Here is a 24,091-nt window from a genome sequence, read left to right as displayed (position 1 = left end):
ATTAATTTAAAAATAGTTATGAATAAAAGATGTATTCTCTTTGTCTTTATGTTATTTTGTTTAGGATTTAAAGGATTTAGTCAGACAGTTAATAGTGAGAATTTTACGGCGGACTATGTGCCTTTTAATAATACAGATAGACAATTTAATGATTGGTCAGTATCCATTTACGCAGGATTGCCATGGTTACAATCCTCTGATTTTACTTCAATAGATAACGGAGCTAGTGGTAAGTGGAGAACAGGATATGATTTCCAATTATCTATTAATAAACAAATTTCACATGCATTTGCGCTTAGCCTATTAGGACAATATGGTAAGACTAATCAAGGTTACGGGGATGATGATATCAAAGCGTATACTGATTATTTAGGTATAAGCTTATTAGGAGATTTAAATTTAAGTTCGATATTTAGACGTGTAGATAATAGGTCTCATTATAGGTGGGCTTTACATTTATATGCAGGTGTTGGGACCATTCAATATAAAGCATATACTAAAGATATAGCCGGTGGATGGCCAGATTATGTTCAAATGGCTGATGTTAAATTAGGTGTTGGATCATTTTTTGGTCAAGTCGGAGGAGGATTGGCTTATAAATTAAATAATAGATTTGATTTATTATTAAAAGCCATGTATGTAATTACGGGAGATAATGCCTTTGATGGTTCAGGTGAAACAGGTCCTTGGGCTCATCTACATCCAGGTGGAGACTCAGATAATTTTATTACAACTTCATTAGGTCTTAACTATAAAATAGGTAAGCATAGTGAATTCTTAGGCTGGGTAGATCCATTAAGAGATATTTATACAAAACTTCAAACTCTAGAAGATAAGCAAGTATCTGAAGTTTGTGTTTTTGGCGATAAAGACGACGACGGAGTTTGTGATGATTGGGATAGAGAGTTAAATACTCCTAAAGGTGCAAGAGTGGATGGATCTGGAGTTGCATTGGATGTTGATATGGATGGTGTTATTGATTTATATGATAAATGTCCAACTTTTCCTGGTCCGGCATCAAACGATGGATGTCCATTACCAGAGCAGTTAGCAAAAACTTTAAATGATGATATTATCGTTAAATTAGGAGGGATAAACTTTAATTTTGATTCAGATAGAATTTCGTTAGATTCACAACCTGTTCTTGATCAAGTTGCTGATGCTATTATACAGTATGGTGGAGGTCGTAGTTTTTTAGTTGAAGGGCATACGGACGCTGTAGGTACTCATGAGTATAATATGAATCTATCTAAAAGAAGAGTTGCATCAGTAATTAAATATTTAGCATCAAAAGGAGTTAGTCCATCTCAATTAACAGGTAGAGGTATGGGAGCGACTGATTTAAAAAATCCAGAATGTAATCCAGCATCTAAATGTCCAGAGTGGAAGAATAAAGAGAATAGAAGAGTGGTATTTAAGCTATTGGAAGAAACCAATTAATATATCTTTATTATCAATAAAAAAACCGATGTACCCATCGGTTTTTTTATTTCTTAATATTAACAATACATAGAAAAGCAAAATTTTATTTTTTAGTTATTTTCTAAAAAACTAAAATAATCCCTTAATATTTTAGCATTTGATGTATTCTTCGTATTGATTTCCAAAATCTTAGGTTGGTTTGAAGAAGAAAAGAATATTGGCAAATGATTTTCTAATTCATCAATACAACTTATTTCTTTATATATAAGATTAAATTCTTCCGAAATTAATTTAGCATTCCTATTATGTTTAGTTACAAAAAACTCATTTAAAGCAGTTGAAATTTGATCAGGACCAGAAATGATATTGAATATGTCTCCACCACCATTGTTCATCAAGATTATTCTGAATGTATTGGGTATATACTTATTCCACAAAGCGTTAATATCATAAAAAAATCCTATATCACCAGTGATTAAAACTGTCGGATTTAATTCAACTGAAGCAAATCCTATAGCAGTAGAACTTGATCCATCGATACCACTGGCTCCTCTATTGCAAAAGACTTTATTTTTAGCATTAAAATTAAATAGTTGAGCATATCGTATGGCTGAGCTATTGGACACTTGTAAATTATAAAAATTTGGAATTTTAGCATCTAAAACCTCCATAACTTTCAAATCTGAGTAACTTGAATTTTTTAAGAATTCATCGTGTTTTAAATTTTTATTTTTTTTGTGATTTAACCATAATGTGGAGTATAATGACTCTTTAGATGGCAGGCTATCCAATTTTTCGAGAAAATTTATAGGATTGGTTTTTATTTTCTCAGTCAGGCAAAAATAAGTATCTGGATGCCAATGTTTATCTAAATGCCAATGTTCTTTTAAATTTGAATTTCTTAGAAATACTTTAATTTTTTTAGATACTATATTCTGCCCAATAGTTAATAATAAATCAGGATTAAATTCTTCATAAATATTCTTATCGGTTAATGATGAAATATACCGATCAATATTAGAGTAAAATAAATCGGACTTTAGATTTGAGGTTGTTTCAGTAAGTACAATGGTATCTTCTCTACGTGCAAGGCTTTCGAGTAAAGAATTTAATTCAGGACTAGGTTGTTGCATTCCCACTAAAATCATCTTTTTCTCATAAGAATTCCATTTATTTAGTAGATGATTCCAATTATAATTGTCTGATGCTAACTTTGGAAGTGTTAATTTCTCAATATTTATGCTTAATGTGTCAGTTAATTCATATAATGGTTCCGAAAAAGGGATATTAATATGGATGGGGCCAGAGCAATTGTAAAGTTGAGTAATTGCTTCTTTAATCATTAAAAAATTATCAGATATAGATTGGTCATCATTTCCTTCAGATAATTGATAGGATCCATAAATATGATTATGATAAATATTTTTTTGTCTAATAGTTTGTCCATCAAAGATATCAACAAAATTTTCTGGTCTATCAGCCGTCAATATTAGTAAAGGAATATTTTGATAATAAGCTTCAATTATTGCTGGATAATAATTGGCAGAAGCTGTTCCACTTGTACAACAAATAACAATTGGTTTTTTTTTGGATTGAGCCATTCCTAAGGCAAAGAAAGCAGCGGATCTTTCATCAACTATACTATAGCATTTATATCTAGTGTCTTGCGTGAAATGAATCGTTAATGGAGCATTTCTAGAGCCTGGTGATATAATAATATCGTTAATTCCAAATGCGTAAAGCATTTCACCCAATAATTGAACAGAAACTTTTGTACTGTACATAATTCTTTAAAATTTTAAATAAAAAAGAGATTAAATACCTTATTTAATCTCTTATACTAAGTTTAATACTTAAATTCAATATGTTATTAATCCACCATTGACATTTAAAACATGGCCTGTAACATAGTTTGATAAATCACTGGCTAAATAAAGACAGGCATTTGCAATATCTTCTGGTGTTCCACCTCTTTTCAAAGGAATGTTATTTCTCCATTCTTGAATAATTTTTTCATCTAATACCTCCGTCATTTCTGTTTCTATAAATCCAGGAGCGACAACATTACAACGAATATTTCTAGAACCTAATTCAAGCGCTATAGATTTAGAAAATCCTATTATTCCAGCTTTAGAAGCTGCATAATTGCTTTGACCTGCATTTCCTTTAATACCAACAACCGAGCTCATATTAATTATAGAACCCTTTTTTTGCTTCATCATAGGTTTAGTAACAGCTTTGGTAAGATTAAAAACTGAATCCAAGTTTACCCTTAAGACCTCATCCCATTCTTCCTTGCTCATCCTAAGAATTAAATTATCTTTAGTAATACCAGCGTTATTAACTACCGTATCAATATTTCCAAATTCTGCAAGAACATCATCAATTAGTTTTTGTGTAGCATTAAAATCAGAAGCATCCGATTTATATCCTTTAATTTTAACTATGGAAGATAATTCGTTTTCAAGTTCTTTAGCTTTACTTTCAGATGAAGCATAGGTAAAAGCTATATTAGCCCCATGTTCAGCAAAAACTTTAGCAATTCCTTTTCCTATCCCGCGGGTAGCTCCAGTTATAATTGCCGTTTTTCCTTCAAGTAATTTCATATTTAATAAAGTTTAGATTTGAACAAAAATTATAAAAATGTAATATTATTGAGCAATTTCTAAAGACATACTTTTTCCGTTAAAGCTTAACTTATTAATTTTATTAAGCAATTGGGTAGTATAATTTGAATCAACCTCAAAAAAAGTAAATTTATCTCTAATATCAATATCTCCAATATCAGCTCTGGCTCCTTTTGTATTTTTATTAATAAGGTCAATAACCGTAACCTTATTAAGATTATCTTTTTTTCCTAAATTAAAAAAGAAGCGTGTAAAATTTCCTTGTTTTTTATTACGTCTATTATTTGAACGATCGCTGGAAGATTTAGTATTTCTGTCTCTTTCTCTTCGGCTTCCTCTATCTCTACTATTATTTCCTCTGTCAGTACTTCTTTCATTTTTGTCAATCGGTGCAATATCTTTCTCGTTTTTATAGAAATTCCAAGTAGATTTTAATTCTAAATACATAATACGTTTGTATAATTCTTCTTTAGAAATAATTGAAAGATCTGGAGTATTTGATAATGTAAAACTTTCTGAATCTAAATTTTCAGTAAGTAATTTATCCGAAAGGTATATTTCTTTTGCCTTAAGAATAGTTTCTTTTGTAGGAATAGGCATTTCTTCCACTTTTATAGAAGTTTCCTTTTTAATCCTATTAAATTTAAACATTTCGCTAGGACGAATAATTGCAATAGAATCTCCATTTTTACCAGCTCTTCCAGTTCTACCACTTCTATGTACAAAAACCTCAGGATCATCAGGCAATGAAAAATGAATAACATGTGTCAAATCATTTACATCTAAGCCTCTAGCTGCAACGTCAGTGGCAACAAGAATTTGAAGGTTTTTCAAACGAAACTTTTTCATAACCGTATCTCGTTGAGCTTGAGATAAATCTCCATGAAGAGCATCGCAAGAGTACCCTTGCTGCATAAGAAAGTCTGCAACACTTTGAGTTTCGACTCTAGTTCTACAAAAAATTATTGAGTATATATCTGGATTGGCATCTAATATTCTTCTTAAACCATTACTTTTTTGTCTATCTCTAACAAGTACAAATTTGTGAGTAATATTCTTTTTTACTTCATTAATTCCACCTGCAGAAATTTTATGAGCCCCCTTCATATAATTTTTAGCGATACTTTCTACCTGTTTAGACATTGTGGCGGAAAATAAATAGGTGCGTCGATCTTTTGGAGTTTCAACTAATATGGTTTCTAATTCTTGCTTAAAACCCATAGAAAGCATTTCATCAGCTTCATCTAAAACTAACCATTGAACTTCATTAAGTTTAAGCACCCCTCTTTTTATCATGTCGTTAACACGTCCTGGTGTACCTATCACAATCTGTGGATTCTTTTTTAAACCTTTAATTTGATCTGAAATACTAGAACCTCCATAGACGGCTAAGGAAGAAACATTCGACAAATATTTGGAATAATTTGCAATATCCCTTGAAATTTGTAAACATAGTTCCCTAGTAGGGCAAAGTATTAAAGCTTGAACTTTTTTTATATTTTCATCTATTTGCTCCAATATAGGTAGAGAAAATGCTGCTGTTTTGCCAGTACCAGTTTGGGCTAAAGCAATTAAATCTTCTTCTTTTGATAGTAAATAAGGAATAGTTTGTTTTTGTATTTCGGTAGGTTCAGAATAACCTAATTCATTGATGGCCTTTAATATAGAACCTGAAAGACCATACTGCTCGAATAAATTCATTAAAAATTTTTAAAAATGTATACAAAGATAGCACTTGTTTATGAATTAACAATTGCAAAACAAGGTTTTATGTATTTGATTAGAACTATTAACTATACTTTATAATTTCAATGATTTTTTTTACATCTCTAATTTGTATTTCCTTTCCCTTGGTTTCTAAAAGGTTTTCATTTACAAAATTTTTTAAAGTGTGAATAATACTTTCTCTTGAATATCCAATTAAATCAGCAATTTCAGTACGAGAAAGATCAATGCCTTGATAATCTTTATTACAGTATTTTAATACAAACATAGCCACCGCACCTTCAACATTTTTAAAATTTAAATTGATCATCCATTTCATTTCTTCAATTAATTTAGATTCAAAGAGTTGAGTGATTTTTAAATTATATTCAGGATTGCTACTGCAAATTCTGTTGAAAAATGTTTTCGGAATTATGAGAAATTTTGTACTTGTTAAAGTTTGCATACTATAAGGATAGTTTCCTTTTAAAAGATAATCTTTGCCTATAAGGTCATTATGCTTGGGTATGTATAAAATTCTTTTCTTTTCTCCAGATTGAAAGGTTAATTTGCAATATCCTTCAATTATTATATATATGTTAACAGCAAAGCTTCCTTGTTTAAAAACACACTCTCGAGCTTCAAAATCTACAATTCTGCTATTTTTATGGATTAATTCCTGTTGTTCAACAGGAAGATTCTCATAGCATGGGATTGTGTAGGATTTTTTAAGCATTAATCTAAAAAAGTGAATTTTTTCACTTACAAAAGTAGATATATTGTATTTATTTACAAAATAACTTCACTGATATTTAGTGAATTTAAGAAAATAATAACTTTAAATTTGTTTATGTAAAAATCAATGTTTATTGAGATATTGTTAAAATATTTTTAACTAATAATATATTTTTTAATGATTTACTAAAATTCAATCAACATTAAAAGACAAATTTAAATGAATATAATTAGTTATTTTTTTGGGGAGTTAAATTCAGAAATTCTAATTTTTATGGAATTAATAGTAGTTTTAGCTGCTATATTTATCGGAGCCAAAAAAGGAGGATTAAGCTTAGGTATTTTTGGCGGATTTGGTTTAGCTATTTTAGTTTTTATTTTTAACCTTAAACCACAATCTCCACCTATAGATGTTATGTTAATGATTGTAGCTGTAATAACAGCAGCAAGCACTTTACAAGCGTCAGGAGGTATTGATTATATGGTTAAAGTAGCCGAAAAACTCTTAAGAGCTTATCCTCCAGCTATAACATTAGTTGCTCCAATTGTCTCATATTTATTTACTTTCATTGCAGGAACTGGGCATATTGCTTATGCTCTTCTACCCATCATATCTGAAGTAGCAACAGAAGCAAAGGTTCGTCCTGAAAGACCTTTAAGTATTTCAGTCATTGCATCGCAACAAGCAATAACTGCAAGTCCAATTTCGGCGGCTACTGCAGCTTTACTTAGTGTAATTGCTATTAAAAACCCCAGTATTGGATTATCGGATATTTTGATGATTTCAATACCTTCAACATTAATAGGAGTTATAGTAGCATCAGTTGTACAAATGTTTATTGGTAAAGATTTAGAAAAAGACTCCGCTTATTTAAAGAGAATAAAAAATGGAATATTAAAAGAGAAAACAGATCTAAATTCATTTGAATATAAGGTTTCCAAAGGAGCAAAATATTCAGTTTTAATTTTTTTATTGAGTGTATTACTAATTGTTATATTAGGCTCCGTAGATAATTTAAGACCCTCTTGGAACGGTGCTTATATGGAGATGTCACACATTATAGAAATAATTATGCTAGCTTCAGCAGGGCTGATGATACTCATTACAAAAACTAATGTTGTTCAAATAGCTAAAGGGAATATTTTTTCAGCAGGAATGCAGGCAGTTATAGCAATTTTTGGTATAGCTTGGATGGGGGATACTTTTTTCGGAGCAAATATTGATTTCTTTAAAGGATTACTTACCCATATGGTAACAGAACATCCGTGGACGTTTGCTATTGCTCTATTTTTAATGTCAATTATGTTGTTTAGCCAAGCAGCAACAGTAAGAGCATTAATGCCTTTAGGGGTTTCATTAGGTATACCAATTCCTAGTTTAATAGCTATGTTTCCAGCGGTGAATGGATACTTTTTTATTCCAAACTATCCTACCATAGTAGCTGCGATAAATTTTGATAGGACAGGTACTACTAGTATTGGAAAATATGTTATTAATCATTCTTTCCAGATACCAGGATTCATTGCAACGATAATATCTGTTTCTATGGGATTTATTATCGCTTATCTAATACTTTAATCAAACAAAATCAAATAAATAGTTATGTATAGAATAGAAAACGATTTAATAGGGGATTTACAAGTACCAGTAGATGCTTATTACGGAGTTCAAACTCAAAGAGCGGTAAATAATTTCCACATTACCGGGATAAAATTATCGCAGTATCCTGAATTGATTAAAGCACTTGCCTATGTAAAGTGGGCAGCGGCTGAAACCAATTTTGAATTGGGTGTATTGGATGAAAAAATTAAAGATGCAATTGTAAAGGCATGTAAAAAAGTAATTGAGGGGAAATATAACAATGAATTTCCTAGCGATGTTATCCAAGGTGGTGCTGGAACTTCAACCAATATGAATATAAATGAAGTAGTTGCGAATATAGCTTTAGAAATAATGGGACATCAAAAAGGAGAATACCAGTATTGTTCTCCGCATGACCATGTAAACCTTTCGCAGTCCACTAACGATGCTTATCCAACTTCAATAAAGTTAGCAGCTATTAATTCCAATGCGATTTTAATTGAGCATTTACAATTACTTATCAATTCTTTCAGAGAAAAAGGCAAAAGCTTTAAGTCTGTTTTAAAAATGGGAAGAACCCAGTTGCAAGATGCAGTACCAATGACATTGGGGCAAGAATTTGAAGCATTTGCTGAAACTTTAAGCGAAGATGTAGATCGATTAACCCAAAACTCAAATTTATTTTTAGAAATTAATATGGGAGCTACCGCCATTGGTACAGGATTAAATGCTATACCCGGCTATGCAGAATTATGCGCTGAAAAATTGGCTAAAATCTCTGGGCATCCGTTTGTATCTGCAAAAAACTTGGTAGAGGCAACACCGGATACCGGTTCTTATGTAATATATTCATCGGCATTAAAAAGAGTGGCTATTAAGCTTTCCAAAATTTGTAATGATTTAAGACTGCTATCCTCAGGGCCTAGATGTGGATTAAATGAAATAAACTTACCAGCCATGCAACCCGGATCTTCCATTATGCCTGGAAAAGTAAATCCAGTGATACCTGAAGCCATGAATCAAACCTGCTTTAAAGTCATAGGAAATGATTTAACGGTTACTATGGCAGCAGAGTCTGGACAATTGCAATTAAATGTTATGGAACCTGTAATTGCTTACAGTATTTTAGAATCTGTTCATATATTAATTAATGCCCTAGATTGTTTAAGAATTAATTGTATAGATGGAATTACAGCTAATGAGCAACATTGTAAAGATATGGTATTAAATAGTATAGGAATCGTTACTGCATTAAATCCTTATATTGGATATAAAAATAGTACAAAAGTAGCCAAAGAAGCTTTGGAAAAAAACAAAAGTGTGTATGATCTAGTTCTGGAATACAAACTATTATCAAAAGAAAAGCTAGACGAAATTTTAAATCCTGAAAATATGTTAGGACCTCATAAATATAACTAACAATAACAGTAAAATTATTGTTAAAAAGCCTATGTAATAAATTTTACATAGGCTTTTTAAGTTTTATTTTTTATTAAAAAATAAATAAGTTTAGATAATATATGATTGAAAAAATTAATAATTACATAATTTTTTTGAAAAGGTGTAAAAATCATAGCATTGATTTTCCTGTTTATTATATATTTGCCACGATTCTTAAAACTTTGCAGTTTAAATTTATAAATTGAAATATTAAACCCAAATAAAAATGAATTTAAAAGAATTTAAAAGATTTATAGCTTTAGCGATGGTAGTACTATCTGTACTATTCATTGATGCTCAAAAAAAACCAACAATATATGTTTTAGCAACGGGTGGAACTATTGCAGGAACTGGTGAATCATCAACCTCTTCAGCTTATAAAGCAGGAAGCATAGGGGTTGATCAATTATTGAAAGCTGTACCTGATTTGGCTAAAGTTGCTGATATTAAAAGTGAACAAATTGCTAATATAGGAAGCCAAGACATGAACATTGATGTTTGGTTGAAGTTAGTAAAGCGTATAAATGAGTTAGCGAAAGATGAGAATGTGGCAGGTTTTGTAATTACACATGGAACAGATACCATGGAAGAGACCTCATATTTTTTAAATTTAACAGCTAAAACTAATAAACCCATTGTACTAGTTGGAGCTATGAGACCTTCAACAGCAATAAGCGCAGATGGACCTAGGAATTTATTTAATGCAGTAGCATGTGCAGCAGATCCGTCCGCTAGTGATCAAGGAGTTATGGTAGTTATGGACGATAAAATTTTAGGAGCAGATGATATTGAAAAAGTCCACACCCTTGAAGTAGGAAGTTTTGATAACCCAAATTATGGATATTTAGGGTTCATATACGATGGGAAACCTTATTTTACAAGAAAATCAACTAAGAAACATACAAACAATTCTGAATTTGATATTACCAATTTAACGGTTTTACCCAGAGTAGATATAATTACTGGATATGCCAATGCAGATCGATTATTTGTTGATGCAGCAGTTAAAGCAAATACCAAAGGAATAGTATATGGAGGAGTGGGAAATGGAAACATGTCTACCGATGTACTAAATGCATTAACAGAAACAGCTAAAAAAGGTATACCAGTGGTAAGATCGTCTCGACTACCGGTAGGACCAACTGCACAGTGGGATGAAATTGATGATGATGCTAGAAATTTTGCAGCTTCATGGTTTTTAACACCTCAAAAATCTAGGATTTTATTAATGTTAGCCTTAACGAAGACTAAGGATTACAAAGAAATCCAAAGAATGTTTACTGAATACTAATAGATAAGAATATAAATTAAAAAACAAATCAAAAAAACAAATTAAAAAATGAAGAAAACTTTAGCAACTTTCTTTCTCTTTGTATCAATAATAAGTCTTAAAGCACAGGTTCCAGACAGTGTTAAGTCTGCGAATACGAGTACTGAGCCAGGAATAAAAACGGTTGTAGACTATCTTTTAAAAAACAAAGAGTTAATAAATATTAAATTAGATACCCGATTTGATTATCAAGGAGTTTTTAATGAAAAAGAAACAGAACAAAACTCTTTAGTTACTCAAACTCTAAAAATTGTAGCAGACGGCCAAATAACTCCAGGCATAAGATATATGTTGAGACAGAGATTGAATAGACCCCAAACTACATTAGCTAGAGATAATGCCGGTTATGCAACTGATTTTGCATATTTAGAATTTGATGCTGGTAAAAGATGGACATTTAGAGTGGGTAGACAATTTGTAATATTTGGTACATTTGAATACAATTACAATCCTGCGGATGTGTACATACCTAGTATGATCTATAACGATTTAGAAAGTTATGCAACAGGTTTAAATGTATCTTATAAAGTTGCAAAACAAGTTTTCAACGTGCAAGTCGTTAATTCTACAGCACCACAATTTGCAGATAAAAATTACTCAAATAAAGCTTTAGCTGGACTATTTTTATGGGAAGGAGATTTATTTGATGGAGTTGTTAAAACTAGATACGGGCTTGGACTTTTTCAACACGACGGAAGTAAGTACTTTGGATGGTACACTTTAGGGAATCAATTAAATATAAATAAATTTTCTACCAATTTAGATTGGTATATAGGTACAAGAACTATGGATTTTAATTCAGTAGTTCCTATTTATAATGAAGGAGATTTAAGAGAGGTAAGAGACCAAGCAGCATCCGTATATATGAAATACGATTTAGGTAAATTCCAACCCATTTTAAGAGGAACTTGGAGTCATAGAAAAGATCTTCAATCAGGAGGCTCTTATTCAATTACGGGTATACAAGGAGGATTAGAATATTATCCATTTAAAGGCAATCCATTGCTTGAAAACTTAAGACTTCACGCAATATATGGATATAATAATACAGATTATTCAGGTGATTTCAAATCTTTAGATAGCTTTGATACTAATTATGTTATAGTAGGTATGAGATGGTTATTTAAAATCATGTAATCTAGATTTAAATAAATAATAAAAAAGAAGAAATAATTTATTTCTTCTTTTTTTGTTTATAAATCACACATTATAATAGTAAAATATCTACTATATAGATTTATAATTTTCCTTTTTTAATATATATTTGTCTTTACAAATAAAGGTACAATTAAATCATATTTTTATGAAAATATTAATTATTGGGAATGGAGGTAGAGAACATGCAATTGGTTGGAAGATTAAGAAGGACAATCCAGAAGCAACCCTATACTTTAGTAAAGGAAATGCGGGTACAGAAACCTTGGGTGAAAATTTAAACTTACAAACGATTTCACAATTAACCGAATTTGCAGAAAAAACTGAAATTGATTTAACAATTGTAGGTTCTGAAGAATTGTTGGTAGATGGTATTGTTGATAGTTTTCAAAGAAATGGTTTAAAAATATTAGGACCACATAAAGCTGCTGCTTTGCTAGAAGGAAGTAAAGAGTTTGCTAAAAATTTTATGCATAAATATGGGGTAAAAACCGCCAAATATAAAGTGTTTAATAATTTTACTGAAGCCCACGAATATGCTAAAGATCATGAATATCCATTAGTAATTAAAGCAGATGGCTTAGCAGCAGGGAAGGGGGTAGTAATTTGTGAGGATCAATACGAAGCTGAAAAGACTTTAGATGATATATTAAATAAAAAAATTTTTGGGGACGCTGGTGCACATGTTGTGATTGAAGAATATTTAGAAGGATTTGAAGCCTCTATCTTATCCATATACAATGGGAAAGATATATTTCCATTTATATCAGCCAAAGATCATAAAAAGATTGGTGAAGGAGAAACAGGATTAAACACCGGAGGTATGGGCGTAGTTGCACCCAATCCTTATTTTACCAATGAACATTTTGAAGCATTTAAAAAAGATATATTACAACCTACCCTAAAGGGTTTAAAAGAAGAAAAATTATTTTTTGCAGGTGTTATATTTTTCGGTTTAATGATTACTAAAGATGGAGTGTATTTATTAGAGTATAACATGAGAATGGGAGACCCTGAAACTCAAGCAGTACTTCCTTTGTTGAAAAATAACCTTTTAGAGGTATTTAATTCAGCACTTCATGGAGAACCTATTAATTTAGATTGGGAAGAAAAGCATTCCGTATGTGTAGTTTTAACTTCCGGAGGATATCCACTAAATTATGAAAAAGGGTTTGAAATTAGAGGACTTGATAAGGTAAATACCACATGGTTTATAGCAGGAGCAACAAATAAGGACCATAAAATTGTAACCTCTGGGGGAAGAGTACTTAATGTAGTGGGTGTAGGGAATTCTTTAGAAGATGCAAGAAAGATTGCATACAATGATATTAAAAATGTTCATTTTGATTATGAATATTTTAGACATGATATCGGAGAAATATAGATTTTTTATCTTAAACAAACAAAAAGCGATTAATTTTTTAATCGCTTTTTGTTTGTTTATAGAATAATTAATATAAAAAAATCTTAATTAATTTTTTTAATGTGTAACATATAAAATATTTTAATTTGTAATTTTAGACAATTAACATTTAAATAGCTTTATTTAACTTTATGACTTCCATTAAATTTAAAAGAATTACTTCTATAGATATGCTAAGAGGATTAGTTATATTATTGATGCTCTTGGACCATGTAAGAGAAACATTTTTTCTTCATTTACAACTTTCCGATCCTATAGATGTTAGCCAGGTTTCAACTTCACTATTCATAAATAGAACTCTAGCACATATTTGTGCACCATCATTTGTTTTTTTGGCGGGAATATCTGCCTATTTATTTCAGGTAAGTAGAGGTGGAAGCAAAAAAGAAGTATTTAAATTTTTATTTAAAAGAGGAATATTTCTAATTGTATTGGAATTAACCTTAATTAATTACGCATGGACAGGAATTTTTCCTCCCAAAATTATATATCTGCAAGTTATTTGGGCGATAGGAATTAGTATGGTAATTTTATCCGTATTATTATGGATACCTAGAAAATTATTGTTCTTAATAGCAATATCAATTATTGTAGGGCATAATTTATTAGATTCTATTCATTTCAATAAAGATTCAATATTTTATATACCCTGGTCGATTTTACATGATAGAGGATGGATTGAATTTACTTATTTAAAAATCAGAACCTCTTATCCTATACTACCATGGATTGGCGTAATAAGTTTAGGCTACTCTCTAGGTTGGATTTTTAATAAATCAACTCCAAGCCCATTTAGACGTAAAATATTATTATATACCGGGATATTAATGTTCATTCTATTTATGGTTATAAGGTATCTAAATTTCTATGGAGAAAAACCTTGGGAATTTTTTACGAACCCCACATTAACGTGGATGAGTTTTTTTAACATAACCAAATATCCACCATCGTTTCTTTTTTTATTATTAACCTTATCGCTAAGTTTTATATTGTTATATATTTTTGAACTTATTAGTACTAAACATGATATTAAATTTTTAGAGACTTTAGGTAGTGCACCTATGTTTTTTTATATATTGCATTTATACGTATTGAAAATTTTATACATACTATGTGTCCAAATTTGGGGATACAATCAGGGTGAATATTTTGGATTTAAAGATGTATGGCAAATTTGGGTAGTTACAATCTGTCTGGCTGTAGTTTTATATCCATTAGTACAGTGGTTCTCAAAATTTAAAAAAAATCATAAAGAAATTAGATGGCTTAAGTATCTATAATGATCAAGTTATTGTTATTATACTTAAAGATATAGACCTAAAAACTTTAAATTACTTTGGTAAGTGAACGGTTAACTGTGGAAAAGGAATATTAATATTTTCTTTTTCAAATCTTTCATAGATAGTTTCGTTAAGATAATAGTAAACCGTCCAATAATCAGGTGTATTAGCCCAAACAGAGATCAGAATATCTATGGAACTATCATTTAATTTATGGAGACCTATGAAGGGTTGAGGGGTATTTTGAACTAATGGGTTTTCAATAATTATTTCATTTAAAATTTGTTTAATTTTAGCCATAGAAGTTCCGTAATCTACCCCTACGGTTATAGCAACCTTACGCATAGTTTGGGTAGAATAATTTAGAATATTCCCTGAAGATAAAGGTCCGTTAGGTATAAATATAGTTTTGTTATCAGAAGTTACCAGAGTTGTATATAAAATTCCAATCGATTTAACTGTACCCTCCGTATTTTGAACAGCAATATAATCACCAATTTTTATGGGTTTATTAAGTAGGATCATAACACCCCCGGCAAAATTGCTAAGATTATCTTTCATAGCCATACCAATGGCTAAACCGGCAGAAGCTAAAATTGCAGCAAAAGAGGTGGTTTGTATGCCTAATATTCCAACAATTACAAGAATTAGTATTATGTTTAAAGAGATATGAATTAAGTTATTTAAAAAACTTTTTACAGATTTATCTATATCTCTAGTATCTAAAATGTGACGAAGAATCTTTTTTAGCCATTTAATTAAAAATCTACCAACAATATATATTAATGTACATATGATAATCTTTAATCCTAAATCAAAGATTAATATCCAAAACTTATCCAGTATTATCTTAATTGTTTCTGTATTTAATATATTCTCCAATTTAATTTGATATAAAAACATGTGATTAATTTAAAGATAGATGTAAATTTAATTAAATATGTTTGATTAGAATAAAATATGGTGTAAATTATTTCATAAATATACGACAAGTTATAAATATTAAAAAATTCATACTTTTGTATAATATATGGATTCAAATAGACAAAGAAAGGTTAATCAACTGTTGCAAGAGGAATTAGCAGAAATTTTTAGACAGCAATCTGCCGATATAGGAAAGAATTTACTGATATCAGTTACAGAAGTTAAAATATCGGTGGATTTATCTACCGCCAAAGTTTATTTAAGTATTTTCCCCCCTGAAAAAAGATCTGACCTAATTAAAGAAATAGGAATTGTAAAATCTCAAATAAGAAAAATTTTAGGACTAAAATTAGCGAAACAATTAAGACGTATACCCGAACTAATTTTTCGTCTAGATACTACTCTGGATGATGTTGAGAAAATTAATAAAGCCTTAAAAGATGGAGACGAAAACAATATTCTTAATAAGTGAAAAACTTATCCCTTCATATAGCCTTTAGGTATTTTATTTCTAAAAAAAGTACACAAGCAGTTAGCATTATAATGTATACATCTTTGATTGCTATTGCTATTGCTACCTGTGCAATGTTTGTAATACTTTCAGTTTTTAGTGGATTAGAACATTTTAATATAAAATTTTTCAGTGATGTAAATCCCAGTCTTAAAATTTCACCTGCCTCAGGAAAAACCTTAAATAATATTGAGAAACTAAATAAGATTTTATCAACCAATCCTAAAGTAAAATCTTTTACAAAAGTAATTGAGGAAAAAGTTTATGTACATTATAACAATAAAGATGAGATTGCTTATTTAAAAGGAGTAGATGAGAATTTCCTAAACGTCATAAAATTAGATACTTGTTTTCAGGCGGGAAAATTTCCAAGTTCAGCCTCTGACAATGAAGCTGCATTTGGCAATGCATTGGCTTATCGCTTAGGTTTGCCAATCAATGATCAGGAAACGGCTTCTTTATATATGCCTAAACCTGGAAAGGGACTATTAAAGAATACTGATGAAGCTTTTGAAACTACTCAGGTTCACATGACAGGTGTTTTCGCCTTAAACGATCAATATGAAAACTATATTTTCGTACCGTTACAAGTTTCTCAAAAATTACTTAATCTATCTAATAATAGTGCTTTTTCAATTGAAATAAAAGCTCAAGATAAAGATATTAATTTGCTTCAAGAACAACTAAAAAAAGATTTAGGATCAGACTATATTATATTAAATAGGCAAGAACAAGATGCTTCCTTTCTTAAAATGATGAAGATTGAACAATTATTCATTTATCTTATTTTTATATTAGTTATAATAATTGCATCCTTCAATTTAGCAGGAGCAATTATTATTATCATATTAGATAAAAAAAATCAATCAAGATCTTTAATATCCATGGGTTATACTATACAAAAACTTAAAAATATGTTTTTTGTAACAGGATTAATCATAGCCGTTTTTGGGGTTCTGATTGGAATTATATTAGGAACTCTTTTAACGTGGGTTCAATCACATTTTCATTTAGTAATGGCAAATGCCTATATGCCTTTTCCTATACATTTTGAATTTTATAATTATGTTGTTGTTTTAGGTACGACCATAGTTATAAGTACTTTGGTATCGTATTTATCTTCCAGACGATTAAATTTTAATTAAATCTTAATAATTCTTATAAAATAAATTGCTCAAAAGAATGAAAAAAGTTAGAAAAGCAGTTATACCGGCAGCAGGACTAGGAACACGATTTTTACCGGCTACAAAAGCCATGGCAAAAGAAATGCTTCCAATTGTTGATAAACCTACGATTCAATTTATAGTTGAAGAAGCTATTAATTCAGGAATTGAAGATATACTTATAGTAACAGGGAAAGGAAAAAGACCTATTGAAGACCACTTTGATTCTAATCCGGAATTAGAGATAAATCTTAGAGAGAAAGGCAAAAATGAATTATTAAAATTAGTTGAAGAAACTACAGATATTAATTTGCATTTTATACGTCAGTCACACCCTAGAGGTTTAGGACATGCAGTACTTCAGGCAAAAGCCTTTGTAGGAAATGAACCTTTTGTAGTAATGCTTGGAGATGACCTTATGGAAGATTCAATTCCCCTCACTAGGCAATTAATCATGGATTATGAGAAAACGTATGCATCAACCATTGCAGTAATGAAAGTTCCTGAAGAAGAAACTTCTAAATATGGAATTATTGCTCCAGAAAGAATGATTGAAAAAGGATTATATAATGTTTTAAATTTTGTTGAAAAACCCAATCCAAAGGATGCTCCTAGTAATTTAGCTATTATAGGAAGATATTTATTAACCCCTCAGATATTTGAAATTCTAGAGAATCAAGCTCCGGGTGCAGGTGGAGAAATACAATTGACCGATGCAATAGATAATCTAAACAAAGTACAAAGGGTTTTTGCCAGAGAATTTTGTGGAACTCGTTACGACGTGGGAGATAAATTTGGATTTATTAAAACAAGTATCCAATACGGTTTAGTACACCCAGACGTTAAAGAGAATTTACATAATTATATTCTTGAATTAGCACAAGAATTACAAAAAAGTAAAAAATAAAATCAACGTACGTAAATTATATTTTTATTGTAAGAAATATTTTCTAAATTTGAGCGTTGTAAATGAAAGTATTTCAATTATATAAAATAAAAATAACACTATTACTATTTGTAGTTTTACTTCTTTTTAAAGTCGTAAATCTTCAAGAATACTTGCATATACATAAAGATCACGTTGAAAATTCTTCACATAAAAAAAGTTGTGATCTTTGTAATTCTATTTTCCATTATGGAAAAACAGAAGTTTGCCAAAATTTTGAATTTGAAAATTTTCGAATAAAAGTAAACCCATTAGTATTAAAACATGAAGAATCAATGGGTTTAATAATTTCACTTCACAATAAATATCTTACTACTCAACTCTACAATAGGCCACCGCCAAGTTTATCATAATTCGTGTTATTTTCAGTGATTAAAATATTTAAAACTTAATAATCTTATAATAAATTACAACTTTCCCTTATTTACTAGGGGATCTAGTTTGTAAATTTTTTTATGATTATTTATTCAATATTTTATTTTAAAAATTGAAATGTTTACAATGAAATTATTATGATAAACAATTTTTTATGAAAAAAATTTTAGGGATATTTTTTACATTTTTTATACTTATAAATATTTCATCCCAAACCAACTTGTGCAATTATATCTTTAAAGGTAAAGTTATAGATGGACAAACAAATCAATCGATAAAAAATGCAACAATATTACTTAAATCAGAGAATGCTAATAATTATCCTGAAGTGATCTCAGATAGTTTAGGGAACTTTCTACTAGATTCTGTGTGTGCAGGAAACTATAGGATTTTGGTATCATCGAATAACTATAATTCTAAAGAAGTAGAATTAAATATAAGTGATAATATCTTTCTAGATTTAGATTTATTAAAACTTTCAGAATTAAGTGATGTAATTGTTATAGGCAAAAAGCAATTAAAAAATACACAAACTTCCGTTGAAAATAAATTATCAAAAGATAAGATAAATGCGTATTCGGATACCAATTTAGGAACCCTTTTATCTACTATTGCAGGAGTAAATACACTGAGCACAGGAAACAATGTAGTAAAGCCTGTAATTCATGGAATGCACAGCAGTAGAGTTCCTGTAATGAATAATGGAATCAAACAAGAAGATCAACAATGGGGAATTGAACATGCTCCGGATATAGATTTAAATGTAGCAAATTCTATTTCAATTATAAAAGGAGCCGGAGCGTTGCAATATTCCGGAGATGCAGTTGGAGGACTGGTATTAATTGAACCTAAAAAATTAACTGCTCAAGACACTTTATTGGGGAATTTGTTAGGATCTTATATATCTAACGGAAGAGGTGGAAACATTTCTGCAAACATTGAGAAGGGGTGGGGCAATGGCTTGTCAATGAGATTACAAGGAACGTATAAAAACTTGGGAGATCTCTCTGCCCCCCATTATAATTTATCCAACACCGGAGTTAAAGAAAATGACTTTTCTTTTCAATTGGGATATAATAAACAAAAATATGGGATTGAAGCTTTTTATAGTTATTATGGACTTGAATCAGGGATTTTAAAATCTGCGCATATAGGTAATTTAACGAATTTAGTGAATGCCATAAACAGTAGAGAGCCTTCAATTATTGAAAAATATACTAGGAAAATTTCTGCACCTAAGCAAAAAATAGAACATAATTTAGCTAAGATAAATACGTTTTATCGATCAACCTTAGGTGTCTTTAATTTAGCTTATGCCTTTCAATATAATAAAAGACAAGAATTTGATATTAGAAGAAGTGAATTTAAAGAAAAACCATCTTTAGATTTAGAACTATCAACACAAAATGTAAATTTTGACTTTGATCATAACTATTGGGGGAACTTAAAAGGAAAAATGGGGATTTCTTATATCTTTCAAGAAAACAAACCTCAGGCTGGAACAGGAGTTGATCCTTTAATTCCTTATTATAAAAAAAATAGTTTTGGAATTTACTGGCTAGAATCCTATGAGTTGACCAATAAATTAACTCTAGAAGGCGGGGTTAGATATGATTATCAAAAAATAAATGCATTAAAATTTTATAAAAAAGCTAGATGGCGAGCTTTAGGATATGACAATAAATACTCATCATTAATTAAAGACGATGTAGGTCTAAGTTATTTAGTTAATCCGAAATTCAATTTTAATGGTTATTCCGCAACTTTAGGTTTTAATTATAAAATTAACCATGCCAATCAATTCACCTTTAATTATTCTTTAAGTAGTAGAGCTCCCAATCCATCCGAATTATTTAGCGATGGATTGCATCATTCAGCCGCCGCGATTGAATTGGGTGACTTAGAGTTGGGGAATGAAAAATCAAGCAAATGGATTGCCTCATTTAAATCAAAATTATTAAACTCCAAATTAGATTTAGAATTGGTATTGCATTATAATACCATTAAAGATTTTATTAATGAAATACCCGTTGGTGCTGAATACACCATTAGAGGAGCTTTTCCTGTTTGGAAATATATTCAAACCAATGCGGAAATATATGGAATGGATATTACAGCGGATTATAGGTTTACGAACAATTGGAATCTTTCTTCAAACTTCTCGTATTTAAGGGGACAAGATACCCAAAACCATATAGCTTTAATTAATATGCCACCGACCAAATGGGTAAATTCAATTGAGTATATAAATAACAATTGGAATAATTTTTTTGTTAAGCTAAGCTCTATATCGGTATTTAAACAAAACCATTACCCTGATTATAATTTTAATGTTGACATTGTAGAAAATGGACAAATTATTCCTACTCTTTTAGATTTGAGTTCTCCACCTTCAGCCTATCAGTTATTTGATTTTACTACAGGTTTAGCATTTAACGTAACGGATAAAAATCAGATACAATTGTCTTTAATCATAAGAAATATTTTTGATACGTCTTATCGAAATTATATGAATCGATTGAGATATTATTCAGACGAGACAGGCAGAAATATTATACTTCAAATGCAATATAATTTTTAAAACACTTTAAATAATTTAAATAATATGAGAAATATGACTTTTAAAATTACTATTTATTCAATTTTTTTGTCCCTTTTAGGGTTTGTAACCTCTTGTTCTTCCGATGATGATCATGTTGTTCAACCAGAACACCAACATGAAGAAGTTAGTAAAATAGTATTGCATTTTACCAACATCGACAAACCAACAGAAATTATTGAGATTCCTTATGAAGTGCCTGAAGGCTCTACAGAGTATCCATTAGCTAAAATAAATTTACCTGTTGGTACTTACAATGTTGAAGCTCATTTATTCGCCCATGAAAATAATCAATATCAAGAAATTACAGAAGAAATTTTTAAACACGACGCAGATGACCATTTTATATTTTACCAAATATTGAACGGTAAAGGATTAACCATTGCCTATACAAACAATGATTATGTAGATACTGCAGGCAATAAACTTGGTTATAATACTGTATGGACTGTTACAGATGAAGCAAATAATTTACCGGTTTATTTATATTTACTTCACCAGCCTGCAAATAAAAAACAAGACGCCGTTTCATTACAAGAACTTGGAGGGAATATTGATTTGGAAGCGCACTATCAACTGAACTAATTTATAGATTATTAATGATATAAAAGCCCTTGATTAGTCAAGGGCTTTTATATTTCTATAAGAAGATAGTAAATGTATCAAATCCATCATAAACTCTATGATCTATGATATTATAATGAATATAAGAATAAATCTTAATTAAACTTCAAATTTATTGGAAGTATTAAAGGATATATTAAAAAAATGATAATTCTTAATTATTGACCTATCTTGTTTAATATTATAGAGAAATCAGATGATTTTAATTAGTAATTATAATTTATAAACCTCATGGATAAAGTACGTCTACATGCATAAATGGTTAAATAGAAGAAATAAAAAAGCCTTTGAAAAAATTCAAAGGCTTTTTTTATAAAAAGTATAGCTATTAATTCAAATTAAAAACTAAATTTTTTCATAACACCAACTTTGATAGCTTTACCAAAGGTAAAATCAAAGTCTTTGCTTGTGGTGTAATTTTTATAGTCTGCAGCGACATTAGTTTTTGTATCGCTCCATTCAACTCCACCAAAAGAAACGTTAAGACCAAAATTATTTTTAAAGTTTATAAATAAAGCTGGGGTGAAATCGATATAGTAACCATATTGTCTTTGTCTACCTAAATCGTCGGAATAAGTACTAGCAGTGCTATAATCTCTTACCGTAGAGTTTTGTCTACCTTGAATGTATCCAGCACCTAAGTCTCCATAAATACCAAAAGTTTCACTAAATGGATGGTAGTAACGAATAAAACCACCAATTTTAGTTGTATAATTATTTAATTTATCTTTAAAAGCTAAATCTCCATTGATATCATAAAATTTTTCAGAAGATTCACTGTATGATAAATCAGATTTGATACCTAAATAAAAGTTATTAGCTACTTCGTAAGCTATTGCTGGGCTAAAACTAAATGTATTTGTACTTACATCATCAAAGCCATCCACTCTGCTGTAGCCTAAATCTGTTCCTAACATGATAGACCCTTTTTGGGCATGAACAGACAACACGCTAACAATAGTAAAGGCTACTAATATTATTTTTTTCATGTTGAATTTTATTAAATTTTGAGTAATTGATTTCTTAAAAACTGTTATTTTCTACAAATAATTATAGAGAAAAGTTTTTAGAAATACCGATGTTAAATGCATTACCAAAAGTTAAATCAAATTTACTTGATTTAAGATCGCTCTTATTTTGTTTTAAATGGCTGTATTCTATACCACCAATGTTAAAGTTTAAACCAAAATTGTTTTTAAAGTTGATAAATAATGCAGGAGTAAATCCAATGTAGTAACCATCTGCTTTACCAGCATCTGTTCCACTAACTGTAGTTTTTAGCTCTTGCCATCCAGCACCAACATTTGCATAAACAGAGAATGTTTCACTTAAAGGTTGAGTATAACGGATGAAACCTCCAATTCTAGTATTTTTATTGGATGTATCATGATCAACATCTTCTTTGGCAAATTTTACATCAGCGGCAATTGTCCAGTTATCAGCAATCTGAACCCCTAAATATGGATTCCAATTGTAAGAATCTAGCTGAGTTTTAGAATCTCCAAATTTAGTTTCATTATGAGAATAACCTATATTACCTCCTAATAAAATACTTCCTTTTTGTGCGTTCATAGTTGACAATCCAAAAACTACTGCTGCAAACAACACTAACTTTTTCATAATTTTCCTTTTTTTATAAAATAATTTAAATTCAAAAATTTATTTAAAATCTAATTCTAAAACCACCATATAAATTTAAGTAGCTAGAATTTTACCTAAGTCTAATATTATAAAATACCATGCCAAAGTTAAAATTTTGTTAATAAACTAAATTTATAGAGAAAATTTAGATGTAATTAAACTAATATCTTTAACAAAAGTATCACTAATAAGATTTAGTTTTTTAACTAAAATTCTTTGCAAATATAAAAAAATAGAATAACTATATAATTTTCATATCACATAAATAGTATTTTTTTTATAAAAAACTTTCTTTAATAATATAAAATTAAGTTTTCAATTGTAATTAATTAACTGATATATAGTTATTTATGTGTAAGTTTTTTGATATTTAATTTTATAATAAATAAAAATTATTGTAATAGATTTTTGTTTAAGTGGATTAAAAACACTAAACAATCACATTAAAATGATTTTGCGATCATAATAATTTTTAATATCTAATATATTTTTTATTGTTTTATTAAGCTAATTGTAAAAAACATTTCTAACTAATTAATATCGTATGCCAAATCTATATAAAACTATAGGTGCAATTTTGTCGTGTATGTAATATTGTCTGTATTCTTGG

General features: G+C 29.5%; 20 protein-coding genes. 13 read left to right on the top strand and 7 right to left on the bottom strand.

The genetic code is table 11. The features are described from left to right. Positions 1 to 18 precede the first annotated feature (18 nt). Positions 19 to 1,440 carry an OmpA family protein gene (locus ETU08_RS07170; RefSeq protein WP_146262348.1) on the top strand — a complete coding sequence of 474 codons (1,422 nt, stop codon included), beginning with the start codon at positions 19 to 21 and terminating at the stop codon, positions 1,438 to 1,440. A 92-nt stretch (positions 1,441 to 1,532) separates the two neighbouring features. Here ETU08_RS07170 and menD read toward each other — a convergent pair whose 3' ends face one another. The 4 genes from menD to ETU08_RS07150 form a co-directional block, all read right to left on the bottom strand. After that, on the bottom strand, positions 1,533 to 3,206 hold the full coding sequence (menD, locus tag ETU08_RS07165; RefSeq protein ID WP_146262347.1) for a 2-succinyl-5-enolpyruvyl-6-hydroxy-3-cyclohexene-1-carboxylic-acid synthase: 1,674 nt from the start codon (positions 3,204 to 3,206) through the stop codon (positions 1,533 to 1,535). 75 nt (positions 3,207 to 3,281) lie between these two features. After that, positions 3,282 to 4,028 carry a 3-oxoacyl-[acyl-carrier-protein] reductase gene (gene fabG, locus ETU08_RS07160; protein WP_146262346.1) on the bottom strand — a complete coding sequence of 249 codons (747 nt, stop codon included), beginning with the start codon at positions 4,026 to 4,028 and terminating at the stop codon, positions 3,282 to 3,284. A 45-nt stretch (positions 4,029 to 4,073) separates the two neighbouring features. Continuing rightward, positions 4,074 to 5,750, bottom strand: a complete 1,677-nt coding sequence (locus ETU08_RS07155; RefSeq protein ID WP_146262345.1) for a DEAD/DEAH box helicase — start codon at positions 5,748 to 5,750, stop codon at positions 4,074 to 4,076. Between the two features lie 88 nt (positions 5,751 to 5,838). Continuing rightward, complete coding sequence (locus tag ETU08_RS07150; RefSeq protein WP_146262344.1) at positions 5,839 to 6,489, bottom strand: Crp/Fnr family transcriptional regulator; 651 nt, start codon at positions 6,487 to 6,489, stop codon at positions 5,839 to 5,841. A 219-nt stretch (positions 6,490 to 6,708) separates the two neighbouring features. Here ETU08_RS07150 and ETU08_RS07145 point away from each other — a divergent pair, with 219 nt between their 5' ends. From ETU08_RS07145 to ETU08_RS07120, 6 genes are all read left to right on the top strand, one after another. Beyond that, positions 6,709 to 8,067 carry an anaerobic C4-dicarboxylate transporter family protein gene (locus tag ETU08_RS07145; protein ID WP_260391071.1) on the top strand — a complete coding sequence of 453 codons (1,359 nt, stop codon included), beginning with the start codon at positions 6,709 to 6,711 and terminating at the stop codon, positions 8,065 to 8,067. A gap of 18 nt (positions 8,068 to 8,085) precedes the next feature. Next, entirely contained in the window at positions 8,086 to 9,489 is a 1,404-nt protein-coding gene (aspA, locus tag ETU08_RS07140) for an aspartate ammonia-lyase (protein WP_146262343.1), read from the top strand. A 247-nt stretch (positions 9,490 to 9,736) separates the two neighbouring features. Beyond that, complete coding sequence (locus ETU08_RS07135; protein ID WP_146262342.1) at positions 9,737 to 10,801, top strand: type II asparaginase; 1,065 nt, start codon at positions 9,737 to 9,739, stop codon at positions 10,799 to 10,801. 48 nt (positions 10,802 to 10,849) lie between these two features. Next, positions 10,850 to 11,977 carry a porin gene (locus ETU08_RS07130; RefSeq protein ID WP_146262341.1) on the top strand — a complete coding sequence of 376 codons (1,128 nt, stop codon included), beginning with the start codon at positions 10,850 to 10,852 and terminating at the stop codon, positions 11,975 to 11,977. Between the two features lie 166 nt (positions 11,978 to 12,143). Beyond that, entirely contained in the window at positions 12,144 to 13,379 is a 1,236-nt protein-coding gene (gene purD, locus ETU08_RS07125) for a phosphoribosylamine--glycine ligase (RefSeq protein ID WP_146262340.1), read from the top strand. A 170-nt stretch (positions 13,380 to 13,549) separates the two neighbouring features. Continuing rightward, on the top strand, positions 13,550 to 14,698 hold the full coding sequence (locus ETU08_RS07120; RefSeq protein WP_146262339.1) for an acetyltransferase domain-containing protein: 1,149 nt from the start codon (positions 13,550 to 13,552) through the stop codon (positions 14,696 to 14,698). A 51-nt stretch (positions 14,699 to 14,749) separates the two neighbouring features. On the opposite strand, the gene ETU08_RS07115 is transcribed toward ETU08_RS07120, so the two are convergent. Beyond that, positions 14,750 to 15,601 carry a mechanosensitive ion channel family protein gene (locus ETU08_RS07115; RefSeq protein WP_146262338.1) on the bottom strand — a complete coding sequence of 284 codons (852 nt, stop codon included), beginning with the start codon at positions 15,599 to 15,601 and terminating at the stop codon, positions 14,750 to 14,752. Positions 15,602 to 15,728: 127 nt separating this feature from the next. Here ETU08_RS07115 and rbfA point away from each other — a divergent pair, with 127 nt between their 5' ends. The 6 genes from rbfA to ETU08_RS07085 all read left to right on the top strand — a co-directional run bounded on the left by rbfA (position 15,729) and on the right by ETU08_RS07085 (position 21,801). Further along, complete coding sequence (rbfA, locus tag ETU08_RS07110; RefSeq protein WP_146262337.1) at positions 15,729 to 16,094, top strand: 30S ribosome-binding factor RbfA; 366 nt, start codon at positions 15,729 to 15,731, stop codon at positions 16,092 to 16,094. Next, a complete protein-coding gene (locus tag ETU08_RS07105) occupies positions 16,091 to 17,278 on the top strand; it encodes an ABC transporter permease (protein ID WP_146262336.1) in 1,188 nt (395 codons plus the stop codon). The genes rbfA and ETU08_RS07105 overlap by 4 nt, the downstream gene beginning before the upstream one ends. A gap of 37 nt (positions 17,279 to 17,315) precedes the next feature. Beyond that, positions 17,316 to 18,203 (top strand): UTP--glucose-1-phosphate uridylyltransferase GalU, encoded by an 888-nt coding sequence (gene galU / locus ETU08_RS07100; protein WP_146262335.1) that lies wholly within the window; start codon positions 17,316 to 17,318, stop codon positions 18,201 to 18,203. A 62-nt stretch (positions 18,204 to 18,265) separates the two neighbouring features. Next, positions 18,266 to 18,595 (top strand): hypothetical protein, encoded by a 330-nt coding sequence (locus ETU08_RS07095; protein ID WP_146262334.1) that lies wholly within the window; start codon positions 18,266 to 18,268, stop codon positions 18,593 to 18,595. A gap of 176 nt (positions 18,596 to 18,771) precedes the next feature. Then, positions 18,772 to 21,198, top strand: coding sequence for a TonB-dependent receptor (locus tag ETU08_RS07090; RefSeq protein ID WP_146262333.1), 2,427 nt, complete (start codon positions 18,772 to 18,774; stop codon positions 21,196 to 21,198). 33 nt (positions 21,199 to 21,231) lie between these two features. Then, positions 21,232 to 21,801 carry a hypothetical protein gene (locus ETU08_RS07085; RefSeq protein ID WP_146262332.1) on the top strand — a complete coding sequence of 190 codons (570 nt, stop codon included), beginning with the start codon at positions 21,232 to 21,234 and terminating at the stop codon, positions 21,799 to 21,801. A gap of 377 nt (positions 21,802 to 22,178) precedes the next feature. Here the strand turns inward: ETU08_RS07085 and ETU08_RS07080 are convergent, their stop codons facing one another. Then, a complete protein-coding gene (locus ETU08_RS07080) occupies positions 22,179 to 22,829 on the bottom strand; it encodes an outer membrane beta-barrel protein (RefSeq protein WP_146262331.1) in 651 nt (216 codons plus the stop codon). A 61-nt stretch (positions 22,830 to 22,890) separates the two neighbouring features. Beyond that, positions 22,891 to 23,460, bottom strand: a complete 570-nt coding sequence (locus ETU08_RS07075; RefSeq protein ID WP_146262330.1) for an outer membrane beta-barrel protein — start codon at positions 23,458 to 23,460, stop codon at positions 22,891 to 22,893. Positions 23,461 to 24,091: the final 631 nt, after the last annotated feature.

Origin of the sequence: Apibacter muscae (assembly GCF_007845635.1) — a bacterium.
GTDB classification, from domain to species: domain Bacteria; phylum Bacteroidota; class Bacteroidia; order Flavobacteriales; family Weeksellaceae; genus Apibacter; species Apibacter muscae.
The sequence above is the reverse complement of the archived record's forward strand: the minus strand, read 5'-3'. Positions and strand labels throughout refer to the sequence as shown.